This is a genomic window from Paenibacillus sp. DMB20 (genome assembly GCF_000987955.1).
Lineage (GTDB): Bacteria > Bacillota > Bacilli > Paenibacillales > Paenibacillaceae > Paenibacillus_AQ.
In genome coordinates, this window is record NZ_LAZU01000053.1 from 332,414 (window position 1) to 345,847 (window position 13,434).

General features: G+C 45.8%; 13 protein-coding genes and 1 pseudogene. 13 read left to right on the plus strand and 1 reads right to left on the minus strand.

Translation table 11 applies throughout. The features are described from left to right. The first annotated feature begins 3 nt into the window (after positions 1-3). Together XI25_RS29670 and XI25_RS29675 are read left to right on the plus strand one after the other, a co-directional pair. On the plus strand, positions 4-588 hold the full coding sequence (locus XI25_RS29670) for a hypothetical protein (RefSeq protein ID WP_046681413.1): 585 nt from the start codon (positions 4-6) through the stop codon (positions 586-588). A gap of 54 nt (positions 589-642) precedes the next feature. Continuing rightward, positions 643-861, plus strand: a complete 219-nt coding sequence (locus tag XI25_RS29675) for a hypothetical protein (RefSeq protein WP_046681414.1) — start codon at positions 643-645, stop codon at positions 859-861. A 241-nt stretch (positions 862-1,102) separates the two neighbouring features. Here the strand turns inward: XI25_RS29675 and XI25_RS31710 are convergent, their stop codons facing one another. Beyond that, positions 1,103-1,567, minus strand: coding sequence for a helix-turn-helix domain-containing protein (locus XI25_RS31710; protein ID WP_052759799.1), 465 nt, complete (start codon positions 1,565-1,567; stop codon positions 1,103-1,105). 96 nt (positions 1,568-1,663) lie between these two features. Here XI25_RS31710 and XI25_RS29685 point away from each other — a divergent pair, with 96 nt between their 5' ends. The 11 genes and pseudogenes from XI25_RS29685 to XI25_RS29735 all read left to right on the plus strand — a co-directional run bounded on the left by XI25_RS29685 (position 1,664) and on the right by XI25_RS29735 (position 13,423). Continuing rightward, the gene (locus XI25_RS29685) at positions 1,664-1,879 is read left to right on the plus strand and encodes a helix-turn-helix domain-containing protein (RefSeq protein ID WP_046681415.1); all 216 of its coding nucleotides are present in this window, start codon (positions 1,664-1,666) and stop codon (positions 1,877-1,879) included. A 61-nt stretch (positions 1,880-1,940) separates the two neighbouring features. Further along, complete coding sequence (locus XI25_RS29690) at positions 1,941-2,147, plus strand: hypothetical protein (protein WP_046681416.1); 207 nt, start codon at positions 1,941-1,943, stop codon at positions 2,145-2,147. Beyond that, a complete protein-coding gene (locus XI25_RS29695; protein WP_046681417.1) occupies positions 2,125-2,946 on the plus strand; it encodes a phage antirepressor KilAC domain-containing protein in 822 nt (273 codons plus the stop codon). The genes XI25_RS29690 and XI25_RS29695 overlap by 23 nt, the downstream gene beginning before the upstream one ends. 499 nt (positions 2,947-3,445) lie before the next feature. Beyond that, positions 3,446-5,302 (plus strand): hypothetical protein, encoded by a 1,857-nt coding sequence (locus XI25_RS29700; protein ID WP_046681418.1) that lies wholly within the window; start codon positions 3,446-3,448, stop codon positions 5,300-5,302. 35 nt (positions 5,303-5,337) lie between these two features. Continuing rightward, positions 5,338-5,721 (plus strand): glucosaminidase domain-containing protein, encoded by a 384-nt coding sequence (locus XI25_RS29705; RefSeq protein WP_052759800.1) that lies wholly within the window; start codon positions 5,338-5,340, stop codon positions 5,719-5,721. Beyond that, on the plus strand, positions 5,722-9,366 hold the full coding sequence (locus XI25_RS29710) for an LPD38 domain-containing protein (protein WP_046681420.1): 3,645 nt from the start codon (positions 5,722-5,724) through the stop codon (positions 9,364-9,366). A gap of 232 nt (positions 9,367-9,598) precedes the next feature. Next, entirely contained in the window at positions 9,599-10,816 is a 1,218-nt protein-coding gene (locus tag XI25_RS31715) for an N-acetylmuramoyl-L-alanine amidase family protein (RefSeq protein WP_052759801.1), read from the plus strand. A gap of 13 nt (positions 10,817-10,829) precedes the next feature. Continuing rightward, positions 10,830-11,192 carry a phage holin, LLH family gene (locus XI25_RS29720; RefSeq protein WP_046681421.1) on the plus strand — a complete coding sequence of 121 codons (363 nt, stop codon included), beginning with the start codon at positions 10,830-10,832 and terminating at the stop codon, positions 11,190-11,192. 62 nt (positions 11,193-11,254) lie between these two features. Then, a pseudogene (locus tag XI25_RS29725) lies at positions 11,255-11,635 on the plus strand (CpaF family protein); the annotation flags it as partial. Next, entirely contained in the window at positions 11,628-12,536 is a 909-nt protein-coding gene (locus XI25_RS29730; protein ID WP_082112539.1) for a type II secretion system F family protein, read from the plus strand. The pseudogene XI25_RS29725 and the gene XI25_RS29730, both read left to right, overlap by 8 nt. Before the next feature lie 14 nt (positions 12,537-12,550). Further along, positions 12,551-13,423 (plus strand): type II secretion system F family protein, encoded by an 873-nt coding sequence (locus XI25_RS29735; RefSeq protein WP_046681423.1) that lies wholly within the window; start codon positions 12,551-12,553, stop codon positions 13,421-13,423. The last annotated feature ends 11 nt before the right edge of the window (positions 13,424-13,434 follow it).

A 13,434-nucleotide genomic window follows, 5' to 3' on the forward strand; every position in this document is an offset into this window, starting at 1 on the left:
GAGGTGATTACAGTGAAAAAACTAGTTGCCGGATTTATCCTTGGTGCATTCATCATGATGTCGGCTCAAGCATTTGGTGATGGTATATCATTCATTGGCAAGAAAGTTGATGGTCAGACAACTGTAACGATTAACGGAGAAGAAATTGGAGAAGCGGTTATTATAAACGGAAAAAGCTTCGCTCCAGTCAGGGAAATCACTGAAGGGTTTGGTGGGAAGGTGGAGCAGGCAAGTGGAAAGGGGATTGCATTGAAAATGGATGACGTATCCGTTTCGACTACAGATAATCCAAACACGGATAATACAAGTACAGATAATACAAAACTCAAAAGCGAACTTGAGCAAAAAATAGATCAGCAAAAAAAGCAAATTAAATCCATTAATGAGGTTATTGCAGGCCTAGAAGAACAACTGGTTCCATTGAAAGAAAAAGCGGATGCAGACAAAACAACTGTCGGTGTTGACAGAACAAAATACGAAATATTTAAAAACGTGCTTCAGGAACGTAAAGACAGCCTTCCGATCGAAGAAAAAAAACTCGCCGATCTCGAAGCGCAGCTGGCGGCGTTACAGTCACCGTCAAATTAGTTATGATATAATAGGTCATAATCCAATTATGGATTTTGAGTTAGGAGTGATACCGTGAGCGAAGAGTTACTGAAACAAATACTCGAAAAGCTTGATACCATCGACACCAAGGTGGACCGGATCGAACAGAAACTCGACGCCACCTTTGAGCAGGTAGCCAAGAGTGCGGAGACCATAAACGAGATCGCAGCGACACAGGACCGACATGAGCGTATCCTGGAGGTATTGTCTAAGCGTTCAATTGAGCATGAATCGTACATTCGCAGAGGTTGAGGTATATTCCAGTATGTGGTATTATCATGATGACCTACATTAGCCAACCTTAGAGTGGGTCATTTTCGTTTTTCGATGTAAGTGAGCAACGCCAACAGGAACACAAAAGGACTCTCTATTGAGGGTCCTTTTGTGTTGAGTAAAAAATTTGAACCATGTTGGTTTACGAAAAGGCATTTTTGGGATAGTAATAATATATGTACAGCAAAAAGGACTCTCTCTGTTGAGGGTCCTTTTGTTTTTACTCGGGTTTTCTGTTGTTTAATTCTAAGCATACGTGTTCAGGTACCATAGGTATTTCCATATAGATACTCATCATGTTACTTTTGGCGATTTCAAATCTCTTTTTATTTTCAGTAATCATTTTCTCATTGCTAAGAATGGTTGCAAGAATTACGTCTGTTGGTTGTTCTGACATTAGACGAGTTATTAGGCTGCGAGCATCTTTAATATTTTTTTCATAGTCATCTAGAGCCTTTATGATCCGTCTTGATCTCCTATCATAGTGAATTATTCCAAGCAAAAAATCAGCACTATCATTTAATTTCTTAGCTAGTAGTGCCAATGTTTCTAAATTAGGTTCACGTTGTCCATTTTCAATTTTCCCATAGCCTTGAGGGGACATGCCTATATATTCAGCTACTTCTTTTTGCGATAAATTCTCTCGTTCTCTCAACCATTTAAGACGCAAAGAAAAAATTTCCACAAAAAATACCTCCAAATATTGACTTATAAACAAAACGGATATATATTATTATTGTAAGTGACATTAAGTTTACTTTTTAAGGTGGTGATAAACAAAATGGCTAAACCAAAGACAAGGATTGAAATGATTCGTCGGCAATGTTTTTTGAGTCAAAAGGAAGTCGCCTCTAGGTTAGAAATGTCACCCGTTAATTACTCCAAGATTGAAAGAGGAGAAAGGAGATTGACAGTTGATGTTGCCAGGAAACTTGTGGATTTATTCCAACTAAATTACATCGATGACCTACTTGATGACGAAAACAAAGCAAGTTGATCCATAATGGATACTTAACATCATTTTATCAAACAAAATATTTAATACAAGGAGGATTAAAATGAACGAAGTAGGGATTGTAATTGATATCTCCAGAAGGTTGATTGAGCATCTTAAGTTAAGCACTGAAAATGCTCTATACATCATTGATCATGTTAAAGAAAATTTTGAGGAATTACAGAAAGCAGAACGTGATGGTGGTTTGCTTGAGTTTTATAGAAAATTAAAAGAAGGGAGAAAGCAAAATGAAGGATCTGATCTTATTTGAAGGAAATGAAGTAATAATTCTGATGCCGCAGGATGTGAACTTTAAATTCAATGGCGATTTCCTGATAAAGGCGAAAGACGTTGCATCAGTATTAGAATATCAGGGAACGTCTGCAACTCAAGAGGTGCTTAAGTTTGTAAAGCAAAATCAAGTGTATTTAGTGAAAAAATCTAATATGGTGAATCGCCATATTAGGATTCATAATACGGGCGAAACCTTTATAACGAATTTAGCTCTCAATAGGGTTTTGGGGAAATCCGAAAAGCCAAAAGCTGAACCGTTCCAAGATTGGCTTTATGAAGATGTTCTACCTTCAGTTAGTAAACGTGGTGTTTATCTAACACCTGCGGCAATCGAGAAGACATTAACCGATCCCGACTTCATCATCAGCATGGCTACCGAAATTAAACAGGAGCGCCAGAAAAGGCTTGCTGCGGAAATGCTGCTTAAAGCTCATGCTCCAAAGATAGCGTACTATGACATCATTCTAAAATCTAAAAGCACTGTAACAACAACTCAGATTGCTAAAGACTATGGTCTTACAGCCAATGAATTAAACAAAATATTGAAGGAGCAAAAGATTCAGTACAAAGTAGGCGATCAATGGGTTTTGTATAAAAAATATGCTGATAAGGGATACACTCAGTCAGAGACATTTAACTTTACGCATACAGATGGTACACCTGATGTAAGAATGAACACGAAGTGGACACAACGAGGGAGAATATTCATTCATCAGATACTAACTGAACTCGGAATAAAGCCTAACATCGAGAAAGAATACTGCGATGCAAACTAAAAAAGCCGCTTATTAAAGCGACTCTTTCCGTCACCTACTCTTAACTTGGCGGTTAACAGGTGACAACACACATAACGAGGGCAAAGCCCTTACAACAACATTATACCATTTACAACCTAGAAGTAAACGGTGTTTGCCCTCCATTGGAGGCTAAACGTGGAACAATTATTAATCAATTATCTACAGTCAAAGGGCATCGATCCCACGGAATTTATCACTACTCTTCAACAAATTATGGACAAGTATCCATCAAACTAATACCTGAGAGTCCTCATTCGAGGGCTCTTTTTTATTCAGCTATATTTTGAGCTCGGCTGATATTTCAGCCCAGCAAAATTCAGACATGGCGAAACGCCATAACATAAAATCCAGTCTCCGCCTTATAGGCGGAAAGTGAGTTAGTAGAAATATCGACCCATATGTACAAAGGAGTTGATCCTATGCGTAGTAGAGACGCCCCTAAGGTAATGACCAAATACTAACTTAAAGGAGTGAGAACATGGCAGCAACCGCCTATAACAAAAGCATCCGGCAGGCCTTAAACAAACAGGGCATCGATAACAGCCAAATCGGCTACAAGAACGGATACGTCACCGTCAACGGCAACAATTTCATGAAGGCCGACAAGAACTACAACGGTGCCGCCTTCACCAACCAGCAGAACTTCACCAACGCCTGGAATGCTTACTCACGAGCATCACAGCCGAAGGTGCCAACAGCAACCCCGACGACCACAACGCCAAGGGTTCCAACGGCTCCGGCCGGCAGCGTGCCGATCCGTTCGGGACTACAGTCTGCCGGATACAATCCGTCATCCATCGGATATAACAAAACGAACAATACGGTTACGCTGAACAATCAACCGTTTATGGTACCTTCGGCCAACGTCCAGGGGACCACATATGGCAATCAGCAGACGTTTAACAATGCTCTAAGTAACTACCGAATAGGCGACCTGACGAACCGAATCGTCAATAACACCAATCTCCCAACGAATCAGTACACATCACAAATTGACGATACCATCCGGCAACTGATGGACTTTGCAAAGAACCAGCAGCAGATTGATCCGTACAGCACACATCAATATGCGTCGTATAAAGCCCAGGCCGACCGTAGGGCAAACGAAGGTATACGGTCTGCACAAGAAGCCATGGGGTCATCCGGGTTCGGCAGATCTTTGGCGCTGGGCGAACGTGCGCAGGATGTTCAAAATCAAGAAACAGCCTATCTGGAGACGCAGGTTATACCACAGATCATTGCGGCAGAACAGGCCCGACAGCAGCAACAATACGATAACTTGTTTAGCGTGCTTAATCCCCTCATGAGTCAGCAGGGATATGCAGATACAAGAGCGCAGAACGAGCTTCAGAACGTCTATAACGCGCTTGGAGCAGTACAACAAGAACAACAGCGTGGATATGACAACGCCCGCGCAGACGCGGCGCTGACAGGAAATTACATGACGCCAGAAGCGCAGCAAGCCATTAACGCCTTGCTTGGACTCAAGCAACAGGCGGAGACAAAGGGGATTACAAAAGATCAGCGTACAGCGCTTAGCAAGCAAGCTGACGTGATTCGAAACGAACTTAGCATGATGGGAATTGACGCTTCTCAGTTTGGCGCCAACGTCAATTACAACACAGCAAGTAAGGTGAACCCAGGACGGACGCTTCAAGGGCAGCAACTAGACCTGCAGAAGAAACAATCCAACATGGATGCGGCAGGCATGGTCAGCAACCAAACAGGCCGGGTTATTAGACCGCAGGATGATTGGATGGGACTTTACCGTCAGGCCCAAAATCCTAATACTCCGTTAACCATGGATGCACAGCAACAAGCATTCAACAATAAGCAATTACTTGAGGAATTCGCTTATCGTAAGGCTAGAGACACCATTGCAGACACACAATGGCAAGCACAATTTGACGAAAATAATCGTCAGTTTGGCCTTGGTTACGCCATGGATCAGCTTCGGAGACAGGATGATCAGGCTTATAGAAATGCTCAAATCGCAATGGGACAAGACGATAACGCCCGTTTGTGGGTTCAAATGGAATATGAAATGGCTAACCAGCCAAACGGTTCTTCTGGCGGTTTAACAGCTAACCAGGTCCTACAGAGCATGAGAGGACTATACACTGATCCGGTGTATGAAACAGATGAAGCCGGGATCAAAACGAAGACAGGAAGCCAGATCACAAAGGACCCGACAAAACGTGAGCAGATGTTCCTCAACGTCGTAGACTCCGGCCTGAGTGACAAGGAGACTAATCAAATCTTGCAATCGCTCGGCATGACCAAGTCCGAGATCGACGGTTTGATGAAAAAGTATGGAGGCTCCTCGGGAAACTGAGTAGCCCCACAGCTTCCTCGGCTAGTGGGGCTACATTGAATCAGACGTTAAGTGGAGCGCTTAAAGGTAAAGGTGATGCATTTGCTGCTGCAGGCAAGAAATACGGCATCGACCCTGCACTGTTGGCCGCTATTGCGATTCATGAGACCGGAAACGGTTCAAGTAACGCTGTCAGGAAAAAGAATAACGTCGGCGGTATGATGGGAAAAAACGGACTGATGACGTTCGGTAGTGTCGATGAGGGAATAGATCGGATGGCATCAAACTTGAAACGACTATACTTCGATCAAGGGCTTACCACAATCCCACAAATTCAGAAGAAATATGCTCCGGTTGGCGCGTCGAACGATCCGACCGGCCTTAACAATCATTGGGTAAGTGGGGTGACAAGGTATTACAGAATGCTAGGAGGCAGCTAAATGGCTAGTCAATTTGACACAATACGTAATCGAATAAGACGAGGCGAAGAGGCAAAAAAGCGTGTATTAGAACGTGTCTACTCACCTAAGCCAGAACCTCAAGAGACATCGATGTTTGACGCTATCCGAAATCGATCTCTTGAACCGGAGCCGAGCACTGCCCATGCAGGAACTACAATGCAGAATTTTCCCGACATTAACCCTTTAAAATCGTCCCTTATGCGCGCTACCGTAGGAGACAAGCAGGCGAAGCAAACATGGGAACAGGCGTCGGGCGTCCAATTTAAACCTATCTTCGGCCCGCCACCACCGCCTCAGAAGTCAGAGTACGAAAAGGGTCTTCAAGCGATTGAAGAGAAGCGTCCAGCCGGCTTTTGGGGAAACGTATATGATTACACCGTTGGACCGTTTGCCAAGGCGAACAACTGGCTATGGTACGGTAACGACCCCGGGAGTTTTGTCACCCGGGCGGTCGGCACCGGGGGAGAAATGGTTCTCGGTACGCCGTCGGCCCGACCGGCAACCACCGGAAATGCGGCAGCAGATAAGGCTGCGGACATCCTGGGCACGGTCGGTGGCGTCGCTGGCATGGCATTTAACCCAGCTGCGGCCGGGGTCAAGGGACAGAACCTTTTAACTGGTCCACTTAACGTTGCGCGCGGCGCTCTAAGCACAAACGCCGGACAGAAAGCTCAACGGGCGCTCTCATACGGCATCAACTCAACCATGCCGCGGATGTCTACGGCTACGGCAGATAGGTTGGCACGCACAAGCCTAGAGGGCGCTATCACAGGAACCGTCGGTGGCGTGGCCCAAGGGCTTGTACAGGGGCAGGACAGCAACCAAGATATCCTACGTAATGCCGCACTAGGGGCCGGGCTTGGGGCTGTAGGTGATCCGATAATTTCTTCTTTGCCTGGAGTGGCAAAAGGCTTAAGCGGTAGGTTAAAAAATACGGGTTCATCCATTAAAGAAGGTCTTCAAGAAGTTTCCCCCAATGCAAATTTAGGGATCTCGGCGCTCAATAAGAGGTTAAGTCCATATGACAATTTGAAGACAGATACCAAGTCGCAAATCAGATCGAGAGCACAAATGGACCCGATAAAATTAAGCGGTACTGCTAACAGAATGTATACTGCTCTGGTAGATGACGTACACTCTCTTAATCAATTCGATAAACTGACAGAACGGGTGTTAGGAAAGCCTCTTGACGCTTCAGAAAGCACCCATAAACTAGCCCTTAGCTCTCGTGGTTCCGATATGATATCCAGACAAATTGTTACCGATAAATTGGTGGACAAGGGTGGTAACGTGGTTAGTGACTCTTTAAAAGATATACTTACTAAATTGCCCCGAGGTAAGTTTGTTGATTTTGAAGATTATCTTATCAACAAACATGCAATTACTCGATCTAAACGAGAGGAAAAGGTGTTTCGCGACGAACTAAATTGGACTCCTGAGGTTGGGAAGAATAAAATCGATGATTACGAAGCCGAATTTCCGCAATTCAAAGAAGTATCTGACCAGTTATACGATTTTAATAAAAACATGGTTAACAAATGGCTTGTGGAAACTGGCATGATTACTCCTGAACAGGCGAAGGCATGGTTTGATGCGAATCCATACTATATCCCGAACAAACGATACTTTACGGACCTTGAAAAAACAGGGAAGGGATTTGGCGGTAAATCAGGCGGATACGGAAATGTATCTACGCCAGTTAAGGGGTATCAAAAAGGAGGCTCTCAACGGCAGATAATAAGTCCAATTGAGGCCACTATCGAAAATGTGGACACCTATGTAAAAGCCGCAAAACGAAATCAGGTCATGCAACAGTTCATAAAGAATATAGAGCAGAATCCAGAGGCATTCAAGGATTTTGCCGAGATTGTGAAGCAACCAGAAAGGCTTGATGACATAACCAAAATCATGATGAGCGAGGATGGAATCGAAGAATTGCTTTCACGCTTCAGCGAGGATTTCGACAAGGTTATGCAACGTACGAAACTGGATAAAGACAATGTTGTGCGTGTCCTTGTTAACGGCGAGCCGGTACATGTAAAGATCAATGATAAATCTTTGCTTGAGGCCATTACTGCATTGGGACCGGATTCAGGCGGGAAACTTCTTGATGCTATAGGTTGGTTCACTAATAAAATGAAGATGCTGACTACAGGTGCGAACCCGATTTTCAACATTACCCGAAATGTTTTCAGAGATATTCCGCAAGCTTATGTTGCATCAAAGTCTACAAACAATCCATTAAGATTCATATTCGACCTTGCCGATGCTTCTATTCAAATTATTCGCAATAAAGACCTGTATCGACAATATAAGTCGTTAGGCGGAGGGCACTCGTCATCTGTTGCTGCCAATAGAAATTTATTGGCTCAAAGCAAAAGATCGGTATTGCCTCAGAATCCCATTAAGGGTGTTGTCCCAAGGGCTTGGTCGGCTTTAGAAAATATGATGAACGCCATAGAGTCTGCGCCACGACTAGCCGAATACAAGCGCATTTCTAAAAATGGTACTGGTGATGAATCACAGTTGATGAAGGCAATTTATGAAGCACAAGACCTAACAACTAACTTCAAAAGGAGAGGGACTTTAACACGTGAGCTTGATAAGGTATTCCCTTACTTCAATGCTGCGATACAGGGGATGGACAGGTTTGCGAGAATGTACAAAGACGATCCTGTCAAAGCAGCAATCAAATCGGTTTTAACCATCACTATCCCTTCTTTGGTGGCCTATGCAGTCAATCATGATGACCCCAATTATCAGAAGACCAGCAACCGAATCAAGGATAGTTTCATTTTAATTCCGAAAGGAGATGGAACTTTCTACCGAATTGCTAAACCGCAGGAGTTAGGGGCGCTGTTTGCTGATATACCTGAAAGGCTAATGAGGAAATTACAGGATGAAGACCCTGCAGCGTTCCGAGATTTCTCGGATCATTTAAGAACAACCTTTTTACCTCCTGGTGTTTCTGGGGCATTCAAGGACGGAAGCATCGTAGATAAAGCACTTGGGGTAATGGGGGATACAACTCTGGGTCCTTTCTTTAACGTAGCCCAAAACAGAAACTTTGCCGATGCTCCGATCGTGCCTGGATATTTGGAACGTAAGTCCCCTGATCTTCAAAGTGACGCTCGGACAAGTTCTCTTTCCAAATGGATTGGAGAGAAAACTAACACATCACCAAAACAGCTAGATTATCTAATTCGTCAGTACACTGGTGTTATTGGCCAACTTGGTCTCCCCATGATGTCTCCTGCAGGTCAAGGAAACAATGCCCTCGAATCATTTGGGAACGCATTTGTTCAAAATATGAGCGTGGACCCTGTATATTCTAATGACCTTTCTACCGAGTTCTACAACTATAAAGATCAGCTCGATCAAGCCTTTGTTGACAGAAAGGACAAGCCATTACCGAAGTGGTACCATGACGGTCTTAGAAAACAATTTGGGAAAATCAGCGAAAACATGTCATCAATACGTACGCAAATGCGGGAATTAGAGGGCGACACCAAAATAGACAAGAAACAAAAGCGTGAGAAATTGCGTCAGATGCAGGAATCAATTAACCAGTTAGCACAGAAAGGTATTGAAATAGCTAATGGTAGGGTGCCTTATAAGGATTGACTTTGATTTGGTGTCATGGTAAATTCTAACTACAAAATCCTAAAGCATAGGTCAAGAAGAGTCCAGGGAAAGCATCCCTTGGGCTCTTTTTGTTTTGGGGGAATCATGGACTATATCAAGTTTGATCGTTCCGAATACATGGTCAGTGACTTTTCGGAGGAATGCTTAAATATAATTGAAAGATTCCTCGGGTCTGATGTGCGCGACCTACTCTTCGTGCCGGTGGTGGACGATGTTCGATTACGACTTTCTTCTTGATCTCATAAATATTTTTCTCAAAAACGGCGTCGCCTTAAGCTCACTAGGGATGATCGTTATTTTAATTCTCAAACAGAAAAAGATGAAAAGACGGCTGAGAAAGTACCTGCCTTTTATGTTTCAAGAAGACAACGATGTCCAAGCGTATATCGGAAATCAGCTTTTAATAATGCGAAATATCGAAATGATCATGAACGAAATGGGGATCGAGCCGTGCGAAAGAAATGGATCTACGACGAAATCATGGCCTCAGGATCAGAAGAGCTCAAATATATTATCCAAGTTATTACCAATGGGTACCGCCCAGGCAAATCACCCAAGGAGGGAAAGAAAGATGAAAGGATTAAAGAAGGTAATTGACGCCGGACATGGTGGTCATGATCCAGGAGCGCAAGGACCTAGCGGAAGGAAGGAAAAGGACTTCGCGCTCACCATGGCACTTAAGGTTGAACAGCGGCTGAAAAGGGACAAGAAGGTGACGCCGGTCCTCACCCGGAACAAGGATACGTTTGTAGAACTCAAGGACCGGGCTAAGATGGCGAATAAACAAAAAGTGGACGGATTTATTTCTATCCACGCCAATAGCACGGGCAAAGTCGGCAGCGCAACGGGCACGGAAACGCTCTACACGCGAGAGGAAAGCAAGTCCCTAGCGAACATCATCCATAAGCACGTAGCAGCCGCCACAGGCCTTAAAGACCGCGGTGTGAAGTACCAGAACATACACGTTACCCGGGAGACCACCATGCCTGCCGTCCTGCTGGAAATCGGTTTTATCAACCACCCTGAGGATGAAAAGAAACTCTTCGACCCAGCCTTTCAGGACCGTGTAGCCGACGCGATTGTCGCCGGGATATACGAATACTTTGGCATTACGGTCGAGGCACCTGCACCGCCACCTGCTGTACCCCACAAGGAAATGGAGATCACCGTCCACGCTGGAAAGCTTGAACGGTACACCGGCTATAACATTAAAGGCAAGACGTGGATCCCATCACAACCAATCGGTGAATTGCTGGGAGGCCGGATCGTATACAAAAATGGGATTGTAAACATTAATGGGACTGATGTTGAGACGCAGAATATCGGAGGCAACGGTTATGTGTGGTCCCGAGACCTTAAAAAGTTGCTGGGTGCCCGGATCTTTTGGGACAAGAAAGAACCGAATCGAGTAGATATCTTTAAAAAATAAGGAGGGGTATGCGATGCTTGAAAACATCATGGACGCTATGCAGCCAATCGTTACAACAATAGTACAGGACCTTATCACCTTTATCGTGCTGGGATTGCTAATTGGCTACGGTCTCCTGAAAACAAAAATCCTATCGTTTATTAAGAATGAAATGTTGCACCGGATTGCATCGGAGGGATTTGCGATTGCTGAGACTAATTTCAAGGAACTCGGCAGTAATGGTAAATACGATGAAGCTTTTAAATACACGTCGAACAAATTAGGCCAGTTTCATATTAAGGTGAGCGAAGACGAAATCAAAGCAGCAATCGAAAGGGCATGCTTGGAATACAATACAAAGAAGAAAGTTGTAATTGAGAAAAATAAAGCAAGTTGATATTTGGGCCTGCCGTAACTGGCAGGCTCTTTTTTTATCTTTATGAGTACCATTTTATATAAGATGGAAGCCTTTCAACCGGGCATGCGAACAGCACCGCCGATATGATAAGCCGTCTGGAAACGATGGTGCTTAGCGGCGCGGAGCTTCCGGTACAGGTGGTCAGGAAGCAGATCAGCTCGGCGATCGATATTTTTGTCCATTTATCCAGACTCCGCGACCGATCCCGCCGGGTGACGGAGATCAGCGAGCTTGCCGGAATGAACGGGGGAGAGGTGATGATCAATCCGCTCTACCGATTTGTGGAAACGGGGGAATCCGGCGGAAAGGTATCGGGCTGCCTTGAAGCATGCGGCAATACGTTGATCCATACCGCCAAGCTTCATATGGCGGGTGTTACGTCTTGGCCGCTTCAGCAAAGAGAGGTGGATGTGAATGCATGAAGGACGCAATGGGAGATCTGCAGGGGCTGCAGGACATGGTGCGGCTGTGGGCGGAACGCCAAAAGGGGCCGCCCCGGGACGAGGGAATTGGGGCTCCAAGGTCCGATCTCCCTTAAAACATAGGAATGCGGGACAGCCGCCGCCCGGGAGGCCTGATCTTCCCGATTACCGCGTTTATCCATTATCTGGAGGACAGCGGGTCGGTTCCATTGCCGTTGGCGGATTCATTTTTTTTGGCATAGGCTATCTTTTTTATCAAAATGTGATTCTGTCGCTCGTCCTGGCTGCCTGCGGGTTCATGCTCCCCCGTTTTTGGAGGCAGTACCTGCTGCAGCGGCGGAGAGCCGCGCTGAATCTTCACTTTAAACAGGCATTGTACTCCCTATCCTCCTCCATGTCGGCAGGCCGGTCCGTAGAGAACGGCTTTCGGGATGCGGCCGAAGACCTGATGCTGCTGGATCCGGCAGCCGGCAATGACATGATTTTCGAATTAAAGGTGATTACGGCCCGCCTTGAAATCGGCGAGCCGGTCGAATCCGCCCTACAGGATTTTGCGCGCAGGGCGGGCATGGAGGATATTACGAACTTTGCGGATGTGTTTGCGACCTGCAAAAGAACCGGGGGAGACCTTGTGGAGGTCATTCGGCGCACGTCCTCCGTGATCGGCGAGAAACTGGACATTCAGCAGGAAATTTCGGTTATGGTGGCCCAGAAAAAGTTCGAATCCAAAGCTTTGCTTGCCGCTCCTTTTCTTCTTCTATTGTTTATGAATGTTACCGCGGCGGATTATATGAAGCCTATGCATGACAGCGGAGCCGGAATCGTCATTTCCACTTTTGCCTTGGCCGTTCTATGCGGTTGTTTCTGGTGGATTACGAAAATGATGAACATTAAGGTTTAGGAGGTGAACTTCGTTTGCTGGCATGGTTGTGCGGAGGATTGCTGGTTCTGCTGGTGGGAGGCTGGGTGGTGCTGAATCAGCTGGGCGGCGGACGATACCGGAATTACAGCAGGCTGCCGATGGAAGGCCTTCGTCTGCGGGGGCTGACGCCGCCGCTGTTATGGTTGCTGGAGCGAGCCAAGGTACCGATTAGATTTCCGATATTGTTTTACCGGATTCAGAGATCGGTCCAAAAGATTTACGGGCAGCGGCGCAGCCCGGAAATGACTCTTCTTTTTATGGCGGAAGCGCTGGCCTACGGCTGGTTAATCCTGGCAGGCGGGTGCTTGTGGTCCATGGTAACGGGACAGCCGGCCGGGTTATTGGGGGGAACTCTTCTTGGCCTTCTTTTGCCGGTTTCCATGGTAAAGGATCTTGGCAAGAAGGTGGTGGTTCGCGAACAGGAGATCGTCATGGAGCTCCCCGAGCTGATGAATAAGATGGTCCTGCTTGTGGGAGCAGGAGAAACGGTTCAAAAAGCGCTCCTGCATTGCGTCGGTCAAAAAAAGGGGGACAGCCATCCCCTGTATGCAGAGCTGAGCATCATGGTGGCCGAATGGGAGGGCGGGGATTCCTTTCAGCAGGCGTTCGAGCAGTTCAGCAAGCGATGCGGCGTGCAGGAGGTGTCCATATTTACCACCACGGTGCTTCTGAATTTCAGGCGCGGTGGGAATGACTTTGTTTTGGCGCTGCGGGATTTGTCCCGGGTGCTGTGGGAAAAAAGGAAGGCGATTGCTCGCACGCGGGGCGAGCAGGCTTCGTCCAAGCTGGTGTTTCCGATGGTCGTTATTTTTATGGTGGTTATCGTGCTCATCGGAACTCCGGCTTTAATGATGATTAACATGTAGAAGGGATGGGT